Here is an 18,113-nt window from a genome sequence, read left to right as displayed (position 1 = left end):
CTCCTTGTCTCAGTACGGCGGGGTGTCGGTGTCCGTCCCGGGGTTGGCGGGCCGGTGGGTGTGGGTGGTGTCGAGGTGGTCGGTCATCGGGCGGTGGCACCGGTGGGCGGCGAACACCGGTCCGCGACGAGCGGCTCGAATATTCCATTCGGCGCGGTGGTGGATTTCTCGGCGTCCTTTTCCGGCGAGTAGGTCATAGGTGCCGCGCCCCTCCATAAGCGCCACAGCTTCACCGACTTCAGTGATTGGGGTGGGGTCGATTTGCACGGTGAGCGCGCACATATCGGCGTCGACTCCGACCAGCACGGGCTCCTTGCATTTGCGGCAGATGCGGAGTTGTGCGGCGCGGGCGGCTGCTTCACGGCGCTCTTTTAGCCACTGCTGCATTTAGGCGCCCTCCGGTAGATCCGACACATGGCCGCGTACCTCGCCGGTGGTGGTGTCGACGAGTTCGTCGCCGTGGCGGGTGAGGATCGCGCCGTCCAGCGTGAGGATCCGGCCGTCGATGACGACGATCCGGTCGGCACGGTTGGCGTGGCCGAGGGGCGCCGGTTCCGGGTTCGGTGCGTCGGCTGGTCGAGGGTCGGGGCGGGTCAGTGCGTCAGTGTGCGTCCCCCCTTTAGGGGGACGCACTGACGCACTCGCCTCCGACTGTGTTGACGCACTAGTGACGCACTGACGCACTGGTTGTGTGACCTGGGGTTTCAGTGCGTTAGGTGTGTGACGCACTGGATTTGCCGAACTCTGTTCTAGACCAATTTCGCCTGACGCACTGACGCACTGAGTTTTCGCAGGTAGAACACCATGTGTCTCGTTAGGCCAATGTTGGTTGACGCTGTGGAGAGTGGAGCGCCGCGGCCCTGGGGCGGTGTGGATCTGCCCCTCGGACACGGCGCCCTTGAGCGCGGAACGGATGTCCTTCTGCTTGAACTCGTCGGCTAGCTCGACCTCGATGGCGCGTCCGGACAGCCCCGGCCGGGCGGTCAGAAGCTCCACAATGGCCTCCCGGGCGCCGCGTAGGCGCACCCCGGCGCGTGATCCGCCGGACAGGGTGAGACGCCTATTTTCCGGATCGAAGGTGAGCGCGGATTCCGGTATTTCGACGTCGCGCCCGTAGGCGGAGAAATACCGGGGTGCGGCTGGGTCGGTTTCCCCGTCGTCGCCTTTCTCGCGCACAAGGCGCCATTCGACATCAGGCCAGTCGCGGAGTCGGCTTGCTCCGCGGGTGCGTTCTCCCGAATGGCCCATGTGGTGAACGACGACAGCCTCGGATACGCCTGCTTCGTCGAGGAGTTCGTCGAATGCGACGAGGAGCTGTCCGGCTTCTTTGTCTTCGGACAGGCCGAGGGCGTCGAGGAGGGGGGCGAGGCAGTCGAGGACGACGACCTCGGCCCCAGCGTCGCGCAGAGCGTCAGCCCACCGAGAGCGCGTGTGCGGGTCGAGGATGTCGAAGCTTGCGAGTTTGCCGCGCAGGGACAGGACGGCGGCCCGGCCGGTACGGGTGATGTTCTGGTCGCGTAGCCATGCGCGGATCATGCGCTCGTCGAGCTCGTCGTCGATGACCACGACGCGGCGGCCGTCGGCGAGCGGCTCGACGCCGAACCGGCCGAGGAACGCGTCTCCGTCGGTGAGGCTGCGCAGGAGGTTGCCGACGAGCGTGGTCTTACCCGCTTTGAACTGGGCGGCGAGCATGACCCGTCCGCCGAGCGGCCATAGGTCGTGGAGGCGGTAGCGCTGGGGCGGGTCGTCGACGGATAGGAACTCGTCGAGGGCGACGAGGTGGGGCGCGTCGGTGGGGCGTTGGCGGGCGCGCACACGGCGCCGCGCCTCCTCGCGCACCTCTAGCCGCTCGACCTCCTCGGCCACACGCCGCTCGTGGGCGAGGCGCCGGGCCTCCTCGGCGTCGGCGTGCTGGTCGGGGGTGAGGGGGTGGACGGTGGCGAGCGTGCCCTCGGCCCCGGTGCCGTTGCTGGTGGGCGGGGGGATGAGGTCGCTGATCGCGGTGGCGGGGTCGGGGGCGCGCTCGTCGGCGCCCTGCGCGACGGCGTCGAGCTCGTCGGGGGTGGCGTCGGTGGCTTGCCCGATAGCCCATGCGAGGATTCCGGCGTACTCGGTCTCGGCGGCCGCGGGGGTGAGGGTGCGGCTGGAACCGTCGTGGGGGCGGGTCATGGTGTGGACGAACACGGCGCGCAATGCCTCGGCCGCGTCCATGGCGGGGTACATGCCCGCGCGTGCTTCCCGCATGGCGTTGACGCATGGCAGCAGCATGGACTCGTGGCGCGAGCGTCCGGCAGCGATATCGGCTGTGAACCGGCTGACCAGGGCCCGCAAGAGGCCGGGGCGTTCGGCGCTGGTGTGGGCGTCGAGGAATCGGGCGACTTCGGTGTCGGTGGCGGCGTCGGCCGACTCGGTGGCGTCGGGCAGTAGCTCGGCGACCTGGTCGGGCAGTGTGGGGACCGGGCCGGTCCGTGTCCAGGCGTACCGGCCGCCCTCAGACGCCTTCGCGTGCACCGACGGTTCGACGATGATGATGCCGTTACGCCCGCGTACCTCGCCCCAGTCGCGGCCGAGTCGCCCGGCGCCATTGCCGAGGGTGCGCCCGGGGGGTGCGGCGAACACGTAGTGCCCGCGGCCAGGGGCGTCTTCCCGCGTGGATTGAAAGGGCGCCACGTGCTGTTTGGCAGCGTCAGTGAGCGCCTGCGGCGCGGCGTCGGGCCGGTCGACGTCGAAGACGATTCCGCCGGAGCGGCCGACGTGCAGCGCCAGGGCGTGACCGTCAAGGAGGAACCAATCCGCGATCACCTCAGGGTCGCGGCTGCTTTTTGCTGGCCACCCCTTGCCGACCACGCTGCCCGGATGCTTGGTGCCGGGGTCGACGGGGAGCACGTACCAACCGCACTCGGCGTAGGCGAGTGCGGCGGCGATGGTCCCGGCGTCGGGGTTGATGTCGGGGACGGTCAGGCTCACGTGCTCCCCCTGCTCTACCTGCGTCGTGTGGGGCGGTGGGTGGTGCCCGTCCCGGGGCGTTGCACCTGGGGCGCCAGCGTGGGTACTGGTCGGGCGGAACGTTGGTGCCCGCCGCGGCCGGGGTTGGTCCCGGCAGCCGCGGCGGGCGGTCACAGGGCGGGCTAGAGGCCGAGGGCGGCCCGCTGCTCGGGCGTCAGCTGTGCGAGTGCTGCGGCAGCGTCGGACGGCACTCCGGCGGCCGGGGCGGCAGGCGCCGGTGTGGCCGAGGGTGCCGGGGCGGGCGCCTGCTGTGTGGCCGGGGCCGGGGCGGGCGACTGGTCGCCGCCCATCAGGACGTCGTTAGCCGCCGTACCCGGCGACGGCGGGGCGTAGGTGGCCTCGTACTGTTTCGGCGGGTTGAGCCCCGGCCGAGACGGCGTTCCGTTGCCGGTGTAGGTGATGGTGAGGGTCCCGCCGACCTCTAGGCCGGGGGCGCCGGATGCGCGCACGGCGACCCGGACGGCCTTGAACATGCCGGACTTGATGTAGACCGCACGCTTGCCGTCGTCGTACGGGTCGGACGGGTCCCGCTGGTCGGTGGACAGGACGACCTTGATCTGTTCCTTTGGCTTGCCGTCCGGCCAGGTGAGCGGGTCGCCGGTGGTGAAATCGGTTTGCTGCTGCTTCTCGGGCGGCATGGTGATGGTGCCGGTGATGGTGGCGCCGAGGGTTTCGAATTTCGCGGCCGGAACTCCGCCGCTCATGAGGAAGTCGTTCGCGCTGGTCATTCTTCGTCTCCTTTTGCGTCGTGTAGTGGTGTTGGGGCGTGGTGGTCGCACCGGCGCCCGGCCGGGTAGAGGCGCGCCGGGCGTGCCCCGCACGTACGGTCGCCAGTCCAGTAGCGGCACGGGTCACCTGCCGGCGGCGCCGGCGAGGCGGGCGTAGGTGGGGCGATGAGGGACTCGACGTCGGTCGGCCCGGCCGCCCTCGACGTCGGGTGCCCGGGGCACCCGGTGGCGAGGTCGGTGGAGCCGCGCCGGAAGAACGGGCAGTAGCCGCAATAGGAATCGGCGGTGGGGAGGATCGAGAGCGCACCGACGCCCATGGACGACACCAGTGAGGCGATGCCCTCGGCGCGGGTGAGCGACTCGACGGCCACCTGCTCGTCGTACGGCTCAGACCAAAAGACCGCGCGCGACAGGGGTTCGTTTCTGGGGAGCCCCCACACGGCGACCCGGTCGACCGGGTGCCCCGCGGCAATCCACCCGCGCGCGTAGAGGTGTGCCTGGGCGCGGTACTGGGATCCGGGGCCATGTCGGGCGAGCCGCTGCAAGCTGGTCTTGCCCATGACCTTGAAATCCACGGTCCACGCGCATGCCCGGTCGTAAAGGTCGGTCGCGCCGACGACCGGCTCACCGGCCAGGGTGCCGACGGTGACCCGCTGCTCACACACGAACCGTGGGTGCTGCAACCTTTGGTTCGCCCGTGTGAAGACGCGTTCCAAGCTGGCGTGCACGGCGGTGCCGATGAACGCCAACCAGCCATCGCTGTGGTTGATCGGCTCGACGTCGGCGAGCCGGTACCCGATCCGGCGGGCGCACTCGATCCCCAGTTCCGACGGCCCCAGGGCGCGCTGCAACGACCGGGGCGCGGAGTGAATCGCGTCCTCGACGAAATACGTCAACTCCGCCGCAACCTGCTTTTCGTCGAGGTGGCGCGTCACCTCGCCCTCGGGGAGCGGCGGCAGTGCCGACAGGTCGACCTGTGTCATGCGACCGCCTCCTCGTCGACGTCGGGCAGCGGGTCGCCGTACCCGGCGCCCCGCAGTAGGGACACGGCGGTGGACAGGTGGAGCCGGAGCGGCACGGCGGCCACATCAGCGGGGAGCGGGCGGTGGGCGCCGAGTAGAGCGGCGGCGGTTCCTCCGTCGACGTGCGCCCACCAGGACGCGGCACGCGCCGGCCCGTAGCCGGCGCGTTTGGTGATGAGGATGCCGACGTCAGCCCCGGCATGCTGCCGCTCGGTGTCGGTTTCGGCGAGCCAATCGGCGACGAGCCCGTCGCCCGCCTGCTCGGCGGTGCGCCCGGATTTGACCTCCCACACCACACCCGGTGTGCCGGTGATGTCGCCGAGGTCGACCGCACCAGCCAGAGCACGCCGCTCGGCATGCGGCCACCCATGGGAGCGCAGGAAACGAACGACCGCCGACTCCCCGACTGTGCCGATGTCGCGTGATCTGCTCATGCCGTCTCCCTTCCGGGGTCGTCGGTGACCGCTTGTTCACCTCGTTCGGTGAGCCGGTAGGGGACCGGGTCGTCGAGGAGCGCGCACAGCGGGCAGCCCGACGCGCGGCACACCGGGCCGCCGGTGTCGCAGCAGCAGGGGGGACATGTGCATTGGTCGTTTGTCGACCTGGTCATGCCGCCTTCTTCCTGCGCCGCGCCTCGACACCGAGACGCGAAATGCGCTGATAGTGCGCGCGGCGCAGGGACTCAGCCGCTTTGGCGCGGTCGGCCGAGCTCATGACGCCGTCGGGGTCCGCCTTCTCCTCCCACCGCCGTTCACGCGCGCGGTTGGCGGGGGCGATCCGCTCGGCGCGGACGGGGGTGCGCGCCCACGAGGTATTCGCGGCCAGTGAGGCGATTTGGCGGCGGCGGGTCGGATCCGAGTGCGCCATCACGCCACCGCCTTTGTCGTGTCACGGTCACGAGCGGGGGCGACCTCGAAAAGTTCGGTGATCTCGCAGTCGAGCGCGGCACAGGCGCGGGCGATGAAAGCTCCTGAGGGCTGCACTTCGCCGGCTAGGACCCGGGTGATGGTGGAGATGGAGACGTCGAGGTATTCGGCCTGTGCGGTGGCGGTGCGGTGGCCGAGGGCGTGCATGCGGCGGTGGAACTGGTGGGGGCGGACGACGAGTCGAGGACTCCCCAAAGTTTTGCCTTGCATACACGACAAGTTACGGATTGCCCCATGGGTTCGCAAGTACGAAAAACCCCGCACATGCTGGTATCTCGCAGGATTGTGCATGGATTTGCATGAATGCTAGTACTTGCTCGTGAGGCAAAACGTCGCCCATGTAAGGGTTTTGTTGCTTGCGAGTATGCACTTAGGGGATGCTAATATTGCATGCATGCAAGGAAAAAATTCAGAGGGACCATGGGACCCGCCATGGCTCAAACGGACAATTCGGAGCATTCGCGACACTCTCGGTATCCGGCAAGCGCAAATCGCCGCATGGGCTGAAGTCGGCCAACCCCAGGTATCTCGGTGGGTGGCGGGTACCTCACGTCCGGGATATGAGCCCATTCGTCGGATCCAGCGTGCGCTGGCGCGTCAGGCGCTGGCCAGCTCGTCCGAGGTAGCCGACACTCTCACCGACCTAATTCGTGAGCTAGGGGAGGCGTCGGGCTACCCTGGCGGCCCCCTCGACCCGGCCCCTAGCGATTCCGGACTAGCCCCGAGCGGCCCGGTCTCTCCCCTAGAGAGCGTCCTGGCCGAGGTGGCTGAGGAGGCACGCGGGCACCTCACCGGCTTGCCCGGGTCGGACGCGGACAGGGAAGACGTCGAGCGCCAACTGGGCGAATACCTCAGGAGTCAAGCGACCATCTTCGTGATGTCCAAAGTCGCCGAAGCGACCCAACGTACTCAGCGCCACAACACCTAGCCCTGTGGAGCCCTACGTGCGCGTAGAGAAATGGTCATCCCATGGTGTGGATTTCGGGGCAGGGGGCGGCCTACCATGATCCCCCCGCTCGCCCACTGTAAGAGAGGTCCCCACCCTCGCCTGGTCCTCCATGGGAGGGGTCGTGTTACATCCCCTATCCGCGCTTCCACCGACGGCTGCCGCGCCGCGTCTCCTGTCTCTCACCATGGACACGCTGCCCGCCCGAGAGTCGTATCGTGTCCGAAAACTGCCTGATGGCAAGTGGCTAATCATTATCCGTGACGGGTCAGAGTATGGCCGAGTCGGTCACGACTACTGGGACGGGCTTTACGGCCCCGTCCGCCCGCTCCTGTACACGGCGTGTCTGGTGCCTGATCCACGACTCGACCCGGTCGGCTACCGCCGCGGTCAGTGGTGGGCCGACGACTGGCTCATGGCTCCGTCACTCGTGATGCGCATGGAGAAGCTGCGTTTGATCGCGCCATACCAGCACGACTGGCTGGAATGAACTGGTATCAAAAGCGCTCCGGCCGGCCCTTCCGGCCGGGGCGCTTTCGTGTGCGGGGGTAGCGACTATCGCCCGACCGGATACGGAAGCGCTGGCGCCGGTTCGCGTAGCTGGATCCGTGACCTCTGTCGCCTGTGAGGGGCAGGTGCTGATAGTGCCTGCTGGAGACAGAAGAATCCGCAAACACTACTCGTGGCACGACGGTCGGTGATAGCGTCCGGCTGACCTCGCATCCGGGGGATAGCACGACGGTCGAGCGTAGTACTACAATCTGTCGTTGTTGACGCCGTGCCCGCTCTACCTCCCGCTTTCGAGGTTCCACCGATGCCCTGTGACAGATCTGGCGCCCGTGTGCGCCCGGTGCTCCTGCGTGCCGCCGCCGCGATCGCGGCGCTCGCGGCGCTGAGCGGATGCGCCGGGGGCGGGGCCGCCGAAGTCGGGAGTTCCGACAACCGCTACATCGCCGGGGACGGCTCCAGTACCTCCTATGACCCCGGCGACCGCAAGGCGGCGCCCGAGGCGAGCGGCGACGGCCTCGGCGGCGAGGCGATCTCCCTCGCCGACTACCGCGGCGACGTCCTGGTGGTGAACTTCTGGGCCAGCTGGTGCGGGCCGTGCCGATCCGAGACCCCCGTCCTGGAGGAGGTCCACGGAGAGTTCGCCGACGACGGCGTGGAGTTCCTCGGCGTCAACATCAAGGACGACAAGACCGCGGCCCAGGCCTTCGAGGAGAGCCAGGGGGTCAGCTACCCGAGCATCTACGACCAGCCCGGCGAGGTCGTCCAGGAGTTCCGCGAGACCGTGCCGCCCCAGGCGATCCCCAGCACCCTGGTCCTCGACCGCAAGGGACGCATCGCCGCGCGCGTCATCGGTGAGACCGATTACAAGCAGCTGAAGGGTCTCGTCGAAACCGTTGTCGCCGAGGACAGCGGGGACGCTGGTACCGAATGATCGCCGAAACCATCACCCAGGGCTCGCTCCTGTTCGCGGTCCCCCTCGCCATCGCCGCCGGGCTGGTCTCCTTCCTGTCGCCGTGCGTCCTGCCCCTGGTTCCCGGCTATCTCTCCTATGTGACCGGTATGAGCGGTGCCGACATGGCGGCGGCCCGCCGCGCGCGCCGGGCCGCCGCCTCGACCGAAGGCGGCACCGCGACCGGGACAGTGATGACGGTCGACGAGGAGCTGGAGTCGCGCCGATGGACCATGCTCCTCGGCAGCCTGCTCTTCATCGCCGGGTTCACCCTGGTGTTCGTCAGCGTGGGCGCGTTCGTCGGCAGCATCGGCGGCCTGCTGCTCGACTACGCCGATCCCATCACCCGCGTCCTGGGCGTGCTGACGATCCTGCTCGGCCTGGGGTTCATGGGCGTCATTCCCGGCCTCAACCGGGACATCCGCTTCAGCCGACTGCCCAAGGCGGGCCTGGCCGGCGCCCCGATGCTCGGCGTGCTCTTCGGCCTCGGCTGGACCCCGTGTATCGGCCCTACGCTGGCCGCCGTGCAGACGCTCGCCTTCACCGAGGGCAGCGCGGTCAGGGGAGCGCTGCTGTCGCTCGCCTACTGCGTGGGCCTGGGGCTGCCCTTCATCGGCGCGTCCCTGCTGTACCGCCGCGCCCTGGGCACGTTCGACTGGGTCAAGCGGCACTACCGCGCGGTGACGGCCGCGGGCGGGCTGATGCTGGTGATCGTCGGCCTGCTCCTGGTCTCCGGCGTCTGGACCGACATCACAGCCATCATGCAGGGCTGGACCCAAGGCTTTGCGACGGTGATCTAGCAGTGACCTCAGTGACGACCGGCGATCCCGGGGAGACCGAAGGCTCGGGCGGGGGCGAAACCATCAGCCAGGCCGACGGCCCGGAGGGGGCACAGTACGCGGAACCGGCCGCGGAGAGTCAGGAGACCGCGCGCTCGGCGTCGGCCGGGGACAGCGGCGGCGCCCGCGACGACGTCACCCTGCCGCGCCTGTCCGCGCTGGGATGGGCGCGCTGGGCGTGGCGCATCCTCACGTCGATGCGCACCGCGCTCATCCTGCTCTTCCTGCTCGCGATCGGCGCCATCCCCGGCTCCGTACTGCCGCAGCGTGGCGTCAGCGTCGACCAGGTCACCAACTATTTCCTGGACCACCCCGACATCGCGCCGTGGCTGGACCGGTTCTATCTGTTCGACGTGTACACCTCGCCCTGGTACGCGGCCATCTACCTGCTGCTGTTCGTGTCCCTCACCGGCTGCGTGCTCCCGCGGGCCATGGCCCACTACCGCGCGACGCGTGCCCGCCCGCCCAAGGCGCCGCGCAACCTCGACCGGATGCCCTACTGCGCGCGCTTCACCACGGACGCGGCCCCCGGCACGGTGGTCGAGCACGCGCGGAGCGTTCTCAAGGGCTACCGGACGGAGACGGACACCAGCACAGGAGGCGGAACCGCCACGGCCTCGGTCGCCGCCGAAAAGGGCTATCTGCGCGAAACCGGCAACGTGGTCTTCCACCTCGCGCTGCTGGCCATCCTCCTCGCGGTGGCCGCGGGCTCTTTCTACGGCTACCGGGGCAACATGCTCGTTGTCGAGGGCACCGGGTTCGCCAACGGCGTACCCTCCTACGACGCCTACTACCCCGGCACCGCCGTTGACGCGGGTGACCTGCAGCCGTTCTCGTTCACCGTGGACGACTTCACGGCGACCTTCATCGAGGGCGGCAAACTCGCCGGCCAGGCCGACTCCTACTCCGCCGACCTCACCTACAAGGAGGCCCCTGACGCGCCGGAGAAGCACCACAAGCTGGAGGTCAACGAGCCGCTGTCCGTGGACGGAGCACAGGTCTACCTGCTCGGCCACGGCTACGCGCCGGAGTTCGAGGTGACCAACGCCGACGGCGACGTCGTGTTCGACCAGGCGGTGCCGTTCCTCTACCGGGACACCTTCACCTTCACCTCCGACGGCGTCATCAAGGTGCCGGACACCGGCGACGACGACCAGCTGGGCTTCAGCGCGGTCTTCTACCCCTCGGCGGCCAAGAGCGCCGACGGCGACCTGGTCTCCGACTTCCCGGACACGCGCGACCCCGTGGTCACCCTCCAGGGGTACAAGGGCGACCTGGGTATGCGCAGCCCGCAGTCGGTCTACCAGCTCTACACCGAGAAGATGGACGAGATCGGCGCCTCCCCGGAGATGCGGCCGGGTGACACCTGGAACCTGCCGGACGGAGCCGGCTCGATCACCTTCAAGGGCTACCGCGACTACCTGAGCATGCAGGTGAACAGCGACCCGGCGCGCCTTCCTGCGCTCCTGGCCGCGGCGGCGGCCGTGCTCGGGCTGCTGGCCACACTGTTCGTCCGCCCGCGCCGCGCGTGGGTGCGTGCGAGGCGCGGGGACGACGGGCGTACCGTGGTCGAGGTCGCCGGGCTGAGCAAGACCGATGCCGCGTGGGCGACGACGGAGTTCCACCGGATCGCCCGCACCCTCAGGGACCGACTTCGCAACGCACCCGCCACCACCGATGACGCAGGGATGAAGGAGTAACCGGTGATGCAGATGCTCGCCGCCGAACCGGCGGTGAACAAGAATCTGGCATCGATCAGCGACAACCTGGTCCTTGCCATGATCGTGATGTACGCGATCGCTTTGTTCCTGTTCGTGATCGAAGCGGCCTACGGGCGCAGGGAGACCCTGCGCGGCAACCGCCTGGTCCCCGTGCGCGCGGGCGTGGCTGCCGAAGCGTCCACGGAGGCAGCCGCGTCGGCCGTGCCCGCGGCGAGTGGGGCGGTGTCGGGGGGGCACGTCCCGGGTGAGGGAACGACCTCGGTGGGCGGCTACTCCGCCCCGTTCGATCTCGATGACGACATGACGGTCAACGTGCGCGACCAGGAGCCCGAGGCCAAGGCCTCCCGGCACGTCGTGGGCAAGATCGCGCTGGCCCTGACCTTCGCCGCGTTCGCCGTCAACCTCGTCCAGATCGTGACCCGCGGCCTGGCGGTCGACCGCTGGCCGTGGGGCAACATGTTCGAGTTCGTCGTCGCGCTGTGCCTGTGCGCGGTCACGGCGTTCCTCTTCGCCGCGGTCCGCTACCAGGCGCGCTACCTGGGCATGTTCGTGCTGATCCCGGTGATCCTGCTGCTCGGCATCGCCGTCAAGTGGCTCTACACCGAGGCCGGTCCGCTCATCCCGGCGCTGGACTCCTACTGGATTCCCATCCATGTCTCGGCGCTGATCCTGGCCAGCGGCGGCTTCATGGTTTCGGGGGCGGCGGCAATCACCTACCTGGTGTCGAACCGTACGGAGCTGAAGCGTGCGGCGGGCGAGAGGGTCACCGGCATCGCCGCCCGGCTTCCCAGCCCCGAACTTCTCGACCGCGTGTCGCACCGGTTCATCCTGTTCGCGTTCCCCTTGTGGACGTTCGGCGTCATCGCGGGCGCGATCTGGGCCGACGAGGCCTGGGGCCGCTTCTGGGGCTGGGACCCCAAGGAGGTGTGGTCCTTCATCACCTGGACCGTCTACGCCGCCTACCTGCACGCCCGCGCCACGGCCGGGTGGCGCGGCTCCAAGGCGACGTGGATCGGCCTGATCGGCTTCGCGTGCCTGCTGTTCAACTTCTTCGGCGTGAACTACATGTTCAGTGGTCTGCACAGCTATGCGTGAGGGGGTGCGGGGGTCGAAGGGGGTGTCCCCCTGGGTGGTGCTGAACTTCTTCGGTGTGAACCACGGGCTCAGTAACCTGTACAGCTTCGCCTGACCCCGGCCCCGGCAGCGGAAAGTGTGGGGGGCTCGACCCGGAACTGGGTCGAGCCCCCCACACTCACGTGCGACGTTCTAGTCTTCGGGGTTGATGCGCTTGTTCAGGCGGCGTAGGAACTCTGGGTCATCGTCCGGGCCGAGCGGGTGAGATCGCCCGGACGGTGGCTGCGGGTCGGACGGGTCCAAGAACTCGGTCGACGCGGACTCGGGCCGGGCCGACGTGGTGCTCGTGGTCGCCGCCTGCGGGCGTCCGAGAAAGAGCCAGAGCAGGGCACCGACTGGCACGAAGAGCACGATGACGACCAGCCACAGGAGTTTGGGCAGGTTGCGCGCCTCGTCCGCGGGGCAGGTGAGCGCGTCGAAGAACGCGTACACCCAGAGCACGATCGAGACCAGCGTGATCAGACCAGCGAGCCACACCATGGAGAAAGCCTATCTTTGTTCCACTCCACCTGCATGGGGAGACAGTGACTCGGCGGCCGAGGGGGAGATCCAACTTGCCGTTCTCCGCGTGACGGGCTGGGGATGAGGTCGTGGTGCTCGTCAGGTGGTCGTCTCAGTGGGCTCCCCGTGCAGCAGTGCGCGGACTTCGGACTCACGGAACCGGCGATGTCCGCCGGGTGTTCGGATACTGCTGATCCGGCCGGAGGCGGCCCAGCGGGTCACCGTCTTGGGGTCGACCCGGAAGAGCGACGCCACCTCACCGGGGGTCAACAAGCGTTCGCTTCCTCTTTCCACCTTCACAATCCCCCTTCGGGCCCGCCGTTGATGTCTGGGGGAGGCGGGCGTTTGGTCCCCTAGTCTGCACGAGTTAGTCCGTTTCCTCCCTAGTTTTCGTAAAAATTGAGTGGAACAGGTGGCGAGTGCGCGATATGTGATCGGAACGTAACTTTTGTTCCAGCCTGTCGGTTTCGATACATCCGATGATCGGAATTCTGTGTGAGTCGGCCCAGTGTCGACACTCGCGCCGGGGCCGATGCCACACCCCGCGGACCTGCCCTTACCCTGGTGAGGTAGGGGGCGGTCCGGTGGGCACGCCGACGAGGCATGGGACCGACGCCGAAGCCGCCGACGTCACCTCGCCGGTGATTTCTCCCACAAGACCAATCTATTCCGATCTTCACCCCTTGTGAGGCAGTTTTCATGCGTAGCGTCCTCGCCTACACCGCGTCCCGGCTCCTGCTCTTCGCTGTCGCGCTCGGTGTGCTCTACCTTTTGGGCGCCCGCGATTTCCTTGCCTTGGCCCTGGCTTTCCTGATCAGCGGACTGGTGAGTTACGTCCTGCTGTCCAAGCAGCGCGACGCCATGTCCGCCGTCGTCGCCGACGGACTGGCCAAGATGCGCGGCATGGGCGAGCGCATCGAAGCCGGTGCCTCCAAGGAGGACACCCCCCAGCGGGCCGAGCCGAGCGACGCGGCCGATGGGTCCACGCCCGCCGCGGACGCGACTGCCGAGGACGCGGGGCAGGACGCTCAGTCCGCCGCGACCGGCGAGCGATCCTAGGACGTGCGGCTCCGCCACGGCCCCGGGTCGGACCGCCGCCTCGACGGCTGGCCAAAACCATGCCAGGGGCGGTCCACGGCGGCTTGCGGTGCGAACCACCGGTGCGCCGCGCGCATGACCCGACGGTTTTCCGATGCCACGAGATCTGGTCGAGGGCGTCGTCCAGGATCGTGACGTCATCCCCTGATCACGCCAGGGGAGGGGCCATCGGTGGTCAGTTCTCGTCGTTCAGTGGGAACATGCCGATCCGGCTCCGTTTGAGGCCCGCGAGGCGGGTGGTGTCGCTGCCGACGAACAGGCCGTGCGGGGTGGCGGTCAGGGCTTCGGCGCCGTGGCCGCGTGCGCGGCCGGGGTTCCAGGGGAGGGCCTTGCCGCTGCGGGGGTCCAGGGCGGCGATCCCTTCGCGCTTCACCGATCCTGGGCCGGGCTTGAGGTTGCCCATCGCGTTGTTCATCCATCGCTGGTGGCCGCCGACGTAGACGGCCGATCCGGTGATCTCGACGGAGTAGAGGGAGTCGCCGCCCGTGTGGTTGGCCCACGTCAGCCGTGCGTTGGGGGTGTCCCCTGTCTCCCAGCGGGCGGCGGTCTTGCATAGGCCCGGTTTGCGGAGGGGGCCGCCGGCGGTGACGACCACGAAGTAGGAGCCGTCCGGGGAGAAGTCGATCTGGCGGATGTAGGTGTGCATCCGGGAGTAGTCGCAGGGGGCGGCGTATCCCTCGGTTGACCACGGGCTGAGGCGGGCGGGGGTCACGCCGGTGTCGACCATGGCGATCTGGTAGCGGCGCTGTCCGCGGGCGCGGGTGAAGGTACCGCCGATGACGAGGCGGGTGCCGCCGGGGCTGATCGCCAGTTCCTGGACGCGCAGCGTGCCGCGGCGGGAGCGGCTCAGGTGCATGTCGAAGCTGCGCTCCACCTCGCCCGTGTACGCGTTGAGCTGGGCCAGCCCGGCGCGGGAGACGCGGTTGACGGACCCGAAGGAGCCGCCGACGTAGAGGCGGTCGCGGTGCCGGGTCAGGCGGTAGACCGAGCCGCTGTCCAGACTCGCGTCGAATCCGGGGGCCGGCTGTCCCGTGGTGACGGACAGGCGGGCGATGCCGCGGTTGCCGTTGCCGTTGACGCCGGTGAACGTGCCGCCGACGTAGACGGTGTTGTCGGGCCCGGCCGCCAGGGTGCGCACCATGCCCCTGATCCTGGGGTTGAACTCGGTGAGGATCCGGCCGGTGCCGTACTCGAAGGCGACGATGTTCTTGCGCGCGAGGACGGTCTGCCGACGCGGGTCGGCCACCCGGGAGAACTTACCGCCCGCGATCACGACGTGTCCGACCTGGACGATGGATTTGACGGTTCCGTCCAGAATGTGCGGTGTCCAGGGGACGGGACGCTCGCTGACGACCTTGGAGTGGGGAAACCCGCTCGGGGCGGCGTCGGCCGAACCCGCGAACAAGGCCGACGCGACAAGGGTCAGCGTGCTCAGTGCGACGGTAAGCAGCGATCGGGTGCGGCCTGGGCGTCCCTGGTGTGCCTGACATCCCACGAGTGTCGTTCTCCAGCTTCCTCGGGCATAAGTCCAGCAGGCCCCTGGTCGGCTGACGGGACCACGGTGCGGATGCGAAGGTGCTCGTGCGCCTTGTAGCTATTAGTTACTTTCCATTGCTCACCGTAACTGTTCTCCTCTGTGATCAGGGGGACGGGCGCGGCGCGCTGGCGAAACCGGGCCCAAGGGGGTGGGCACCGCCGTAGGCTTGGGGCATGACCCGCGCTGATCTCGACAAGCAGCCGTACGACGTCGCCACGATGTTCGACGGCATCGCCAGCCGCTACGACCTGGTGAACGATGTCCTCTCCCTCGGGCAGGACCGCGTCTGGCGTCGTGCCGTGGTGAAGGCGGTCGAGGCCTATAGCGGGGAGCTCGTCCTTGACCTGGCCGCCGGCACGGGGACCTCTTCCGAGTCCTTCGTGTCCAAGGGCGCGCGCGTCATCGCCTGCGACTTCTCCCAGGGCATGCTGCGGGTCGGCGCCGAGCGCCGGGGCGGTGCCTCAAGCGGCGGGGTGACCTTCGTGGCCGGAGACGCCCTCCGGCTGCCGTTCGCCGACGAGACCTTCGACGCCGTGACGATCTCCTTCGGCCTGCGCAACGTCAACGACGTGGAGCAGGCGCTCAGCGAGCTGCGGCGGGTGACCAAGGTCGGCGGCCGCCTGGTCATTTGCGAATTCAGCCATATCCCCGTCGATCTGGTGGACAAGTTCTACTCCACCTACCTCATGGGCGCCCTTCCCAAGATCGCGAAGTGCTTCACGTCGAACGCCGCGGCCTACGAGTACCTCTCCGAATCGATCATGGACTGGCCCGACCAAGCCGAGCTTGCCGTGCGACTGCAGCGCGCCGGATGGTCCCGGGTGGCGTGGCGCAACCTCACCATGGGTGTCGTCGCACTTCACCGCGGAGTACGCGGCTCCTGAGCCGATGCCCGCGGCGCCCCTGCGCGCGGCGGGACGAAACCTTCCGACAAAGGCCCCGAAACGGATGTTTCGGGGCCTTTGTTGTATTTGGGATGAATTGCCATAAAGCAGGCGTGTTTTCACTTCAAGCACGCTGGTTGTGCATGAAATGTCTGCTTTGCCCTGAATCGTCGGCCATCAAGAACAAGGTCTTTTGGGGCTCGCCTCGGAGGTGTCCAAGGGTCTAGACTTCGGAACGAAGCCTTGTGAAGTCCTTCACAAGCTAACGAGTCGTTGGTAACACTGCACGTAGACGTAGAACACAGGAACACCACGAGGCGTCACCCCGCAGACGCACCCCCGCAGAGCGGTACACCGCTCACCACGCACGTCAAGGACCGAACTCGTGAGCGAGACAGCAGCCACCTCACTGTCCGTCCGGGACACCCCCGAACTTGAGGCCGACGCGATCATCGTCGGCGCTGGGCCCGCAGGTTCCACGACGGCCTACCACCTGGCCAAGGCCGGGCTCGACGTCCTCCTGTTGGAGAAGACCTCCTTTCCGCGCGAGAAGGTCTGCGGCGACGGCCTGACTCCGCGCGCCGTCAAGCAGCTGGCGGCGATGGGCCTCTCCTTCGAGGACAAGGGGTGGATCCGCAACCGCGGCCTCCGCATCATCGGCGGCGGCGTGCGGCTCGAACTTCCCTGGCCGGAGCTTGCCGAGTACCCCGGGTTCGGCCTGGTCCGCACGCGCTACGACTTCGACCGCATCCTCGCCGACCAGGCGGTCGGTGCCGGAGCGCGGCTGTGCGAGAACACCAACGTCACCGCCCCGCTCCTCGACGCCCGCACCGACCGCGTCGCCGGCGTGCACGCCAAGGACCCCGACGGAGAACCGGTCACCTACCGCGCGCCGCTGGTCATCGCCGCGGACGGCAACTCCTCCCGGCTCGCCGTCGCCCTGGGCATCCGCAGGCGCGACGACCGCCCCATGGGTGTGGCCGTGCGCACCTACTTCACCAGCCCCCGCCACGACGACGACTTCCTGGAGTCCTGGCTGGAACTGTGGGACTCAAGCGGCGGCAAGAACGTCCTCCTTCCCGGCTACGGCTGGGTCTTCGGCGTCGGCGACGGCACCTGCAACGTCGGCTTGGGCATCCTCGACTCCTCGGCGGGGTTCCGCGATATCGACTACCGCAAGCTGCTGCGCCTGTGGACCGCGAGCATGCCCGAGGAGTGGGGCTTCACCGAGGAGCGCCGACGCGGTCCCGTCCGCGGCGCGGCCCTGCCCATGGGCTTCAACCGCACCCCCCACTACACGCGCGGGCTCATGCTCGTCGGCGACGCCGGGGGGATGGTCAACCCCTTCAACGGCGAGGGCATCGCCTACGCGATGGAGGCCGGGCACATCGCCGCCGACGTCGCCGTCCAGGCGCTCAGCCGCCCGACCGTCCAAACGCGCGAGCGCACGCTGCACCGCTACCCGCAGATCCTCTCCGACGCCTATGGCGGCTACTACACGCTCGGCCGCTGCTTCGTGAAGATGATCGGCAATCCGGACTTCATGAAGCTGGCGACCAAATACGGCCTCTCTCAGCGCACGCTCATGAAATTCATGCTGAAGATGCTGGCCAACCTGACCGAGCCCAGTCGCGGAGACGCGATGGATCGCGTGATCAACGGGATGTCCAAGATGGCCCCCGCGGCGTAGTGCCGGACACCGGCTCACAGGACGCGAACCCGATGGCGACCTCGGACCACCGCATGACCTGCTACGTGAAAGCAATCACAAGCGGGTGCGCCGCCCTGCCCTCCGCGCACCCTGCTCTGACACCCGCGCACTCCACGGGCATGAAGGGGAACGGCTGGTAATGGAGCTGTACACACCCGTCATCGTTCTCGGCGCGATCGGCGCCGCGTTCGTCGTGGTCTCGATGATCGTCGGGTCCATCGCCGGGCCGAAGCGCTACAACCGCGCCAAGCTGCAGGCCTACGAGTGCGGCATCGAGCCCACCCCGCAGCCGGCCGGCGGCGGCCGCTTCACCATCAAGTACTACATGACGGCGATGCTCTTCATCGTCTTCGACATCGAGATCATCTTCCTCGTCCCCTGGGCGGTCCACTTCGACGCGCTCGGGGTCTTCGGCGTCGTCGCGATCCTGTTGTTCCTGGTCAACGTGTCGATCGCGTACGCCTACGAGTGGAGGCGCGGAGGTCTCGAATGGGAATGACCCGCGCCGCGACGACCCCCGAATCGCGCACATCCGCACCGGCGGTGAGCGACCGGCGCTCTCGCCGCTCAACCGACTCCACCAACTCCAGCAACGGGAAAG

Annotated in this window: 20 protein-coding genes and 1 pseudogene; 10 read left to right on the top strand and 11 right to left on the bottom strand. The window is 68.4% G+C overall.

Going from position 1 to position 18,113, the window contains the following annotated elements; all coding sequences use genetic code 11:
• Nucleotides 1-9: 9 nt before the first annotated feature.
• From ABD259_RS10050 to ABD259_RS10015, 8 genes are all read right to left on the bottom strand, one after another.
• The gene (locus ABD259_RS10050; protein WP_344161652.1) at nt 10-387 is read right to left on the bottom strand and encodes a hypothetical protein; all 378 of its coding nucleotides are present in this window, start codon (nt 385-387) and stop codon (nt 10-12) included.
• Nucleotides 388-2,967, bottom strand: coding sequence for a bifunctional DNA primase/polymerase (locus ABD259_RS10045; RefSeq protein ID WP_344161649.1), 2,580 nt, complete (start codon nt 2,965-2,967; stop codon nt 388-390).
• Between the two features lie 161 nt (nt 2,968-3,128).
• On the bottom strand, nt 3,129-3,734 hold the full coding sequence (locus ABD259_RS10040) for a hypothetical protein (protein WP_344161646.1): 606 nt from the start codon (nt 3,732-3,734) through the stop codon (nt 3,129-3,131).
• The gene (locus ABD259_RS10035; protein WP_344161643.1) at nt 3,731-4,717 is read right to left on the bottom strand and encodes a hypothetical protein; all 987 of its coding nucleotides are present in this window, start codon (nt 4,715-4,717) and stop codon (nt 3,731-3,733) included. Before ABD259_RS10035 ends, ABD259_RS10040 begins: the two co-directional genes overlap by 4 nt.
• A complete protein-coding gene (locus ABD259_RS10030; protein ID WP_344161640.1) occupies nt 4,714-5,190 on the bottom strand; it encodes a hypothetical protein in 477 nt (158 codons plus the stop codon). Before ABD259_RS10030 ends, ABD259_RS10035 begins: the two co-directional genes overlap by 4 nt.
• Complete coding sequence (locus tag ABD259_RS10025) at nt 5,187-5,366, bottom strand: hypothetical protein (protein ID WP_344161637.1); 180 nt, start codon at nt 5,364-5,366, stop codon at nt 5,187-5,189. The genes ABD259_RS10030 and ABD259_RS10025 overlap by 4 nt, the downstream gene beginning before the upstream one ends.
• Nucleotides 5,363-5,623 carry a hypothetical protein gene (locus ABD259_RS10020; protein WP_344161634.1) on the bottom strand — a complete coding sequence of 87 codons (261 nt, stop codon included), beginning with the start codon at nt 5,621-5,623 and terminating at the stop codon, nt 5,363-5,365. Before ABD259_RS10020 ends, ABD259_RS10025 begins: the two co-directional genes overlap by 4 nt.
• Complete coding sequence (locus ABD259_RS10015) at nt 5,623-5,892, bottom strand: helix-turn-helix domain-containing protein (RefSeq protein WP_344161631.1); 270 nt, start codon at nt 5,890-5,892, stop codon at nt 5,623-5,625. The genes ABD259_RS10020 and ABD259_RS10015 overlap by 1 nt, the downstream gene beginning before the upstream one ends.
• Nucleotides 5,893-6,046: 154 nt before the next feature.
• On the opposite strand from ABD259_RS10015, the pseudogene ABD259_RS25820 reads away from it, so the two are divergent.
• From ABD259_RS25820 to ccsB, 6 genes and pseudogenes are all read left to right on the top strand, one after another.
• A pseudogene (locus ABD259_RS25820) lies at nt 6,047-6,262 on the top strand (helix-turn-helix domain-containing protein); the annotation flags it as partial.
• A 715-nt stretch (nt 6,263-6,977) separates the two neighbouring features.
• Nucleotides 6,978-7,118, top strand: coding sequence for a hypothetical protein (locus ABD259_RS10010; RefSeq protein ID WP_344161628.1), 141 nt, complete (start codon nt 6,978-6,980; stop codon nt 7,116-7,118).
• Nucleotides 7,119-7,442: 324 nt separating this feature from the next.
• A complete protein-coding gene (locus tag ABD259_RS10005) occupies nt 7,443-8,069 on the top strand; it encodes a TlpA family protein disulfide reductase (protein ID WP_344161625.1) in 627 nt (208 codons plus the stop codon).
• Entirely contained in the window at nt 8,066-8,887 is an 822-nt protein-coding gene (locus ABD259_RS10000) for a cytochrome c biogenesis CcdA family protein (RefSeq protein ID WP_344100562.1), read from the top strand. The genes ABD259_RS10005 and ABD259_RS10000 overlap by 4 nt, the downstream gene beginning before the upstream one ends.
• An 11-nt stretch (nt 8,888-8,898) precedes the next feature.
• Nucleotides 8,899-10,626 carry a cytochrome c biogenesis protein ResB gene (gene resB, locus ABD259_RS09995; protein WP_425573505.1) on the top strand — a complete coding sequence of 576 codons (1,728 nt, stop codon included), beginning with the start codon at nt 8,899-8,901 and terminating at the stop codon, nt 10,624-10,626.
• 6 nt (nt 10,627-10,632) lie between these two features.
• Nucleotides 10,633-11,742, top strand: coding sequence for a c-type cytochrome biogenesis protein CcsB (gene ccsB / locus ABD259_RS09990; protein ID WP_344161622.1), 1,110 nt, complete (start codon nt 10,633-10,635; stop codon nt 11,740-11,742).
• A 171-nt stretch (nt 11,743-11,913) separates the two neighbouring features.
• Here the strand turns inward: ccsB and ABD259_RS09985 are convergent, their stop codons facing one another.
• Together ABD259_RS09985 and ABD259_RS09980 are read right to left on the bottom strand one after the other, a co-directional pair.
• Nucleotides 11,914-12,261, bottom strand: coding sequence for a PLD nuclease N-terminal domain-containing protein (locus ABD259_RS09985; protein ID WP_344100558.1), 348 nt, complete (start codon nt 12,259-12,261; stop codon nt 11,914-11,916).
• Nucleotides 12,262-12,381: 120 nt separating this feature from the next.
• Nucleotides 12,382-12,582, bottom strand: coding sequence for a BldC family transcriptional regulator (locus tag ABD259_RS09980; protein ID WP_026125787.1), 201 nt, complete (start codon nt 12,580-12,582; stop codon nt 12,382-12,384).
• A gap of 399 nt (nt 12,583-12,981) precedes the next feature.
• On the opposite strand from ABD259_RS09980, the gene ABD259_RS09975 reads away from it, so the two are divergent.
• Nucleotides 12,982-13,341: a DUF4229 domain-containing protein gene (locus ABD259_RS09975; protein ID WP_344161619.1), complete on the top strand. Its 360-nt coding sequence runs from the start codon at nt 12,982-12,984 to the stop codon at nt 13,339-13,341.
• Nucleotides 13,342-13,555: 214 nt separating this feature from the next.
• On the opposite strand, the gene ABD259_RS09970 is transcribed toward ABD259_RS09975, so the two are convergent.
• On the bottom strand, nt 13,556-14,785 hold the full coding sequence (locus ABD259_RS09970) for a hypothetical protein (protein ID WP_344161617.1): 1,230 nt from the start codon (nt 14,783-14,785) through the stop codon (nt 13,556-13,558).
• A gap of 305 nt (nt 14,786-15,090) precedes the next feature.
• On the opposite strand from ABD259_RS09970, the gene ABD259_RS09965 reads away from it, so the two are divergent.
• The 3 genes from ABD259_RS09965 to ABD259_RS09955 all read left to right on the top strand — a co-directional run bounded on the left by ABD259_RS09965 (nt 15,091) and on the right by ABD259_RS09955 (nt 18,011).
• A complete protein-coding gene (locus tag ABD259_RS09965; protein ID WP_344161614.1) occupies nt 15,091-15,801 on the top strand; it encodes a demethylmenaquinone methyltransferase in 711 nt (236 codons plus the stop codon).
• 385 nt (nt 15,802-16,186) lie between these two features.
• On the top strand, nt 16,187-17,491 hold the full coding sequence (locus ABD259_RS09960) for a geranylgeranyl reductase family protein (RefSeq protein WP_344161611.1): 1,305 nt from the start codon (nt 16,187-16,189) through the stop codon (nt 17,489-17,491).
• 160 nt (nt 17,492-17,651) lie between these two features.
• The gene (locus ABD259_RS09955; protein WP_344100546.1) at nt 17,652-18,011 is read left to right on the top strand and encodes an NADH-quinone oxidoreductase subunit A; all 360 of its coding nucleotides are present in this window, start codon (nt 17,652-17,654) and stop codon (nt 18,009-18,011) included.
• Nucleotides 18,012-18,113: the final 102 nt, after the last annotated feature.

The organism is Nocardiopsis rhodophaea (genome assembly GCF_039530945.1).
Classification (GTDB): Bacteria; Actinomycetota; Actinomycetes; order Streptosporangiales; family Streptosporangiaceae; genus Nocardiopsis_C; species Nocardiopsis_C rhodophaea.
Note: the sequence above shows the minus strand (reverse complement) of the source record. Positions and strands in the feature narration are given on the sequence as shown.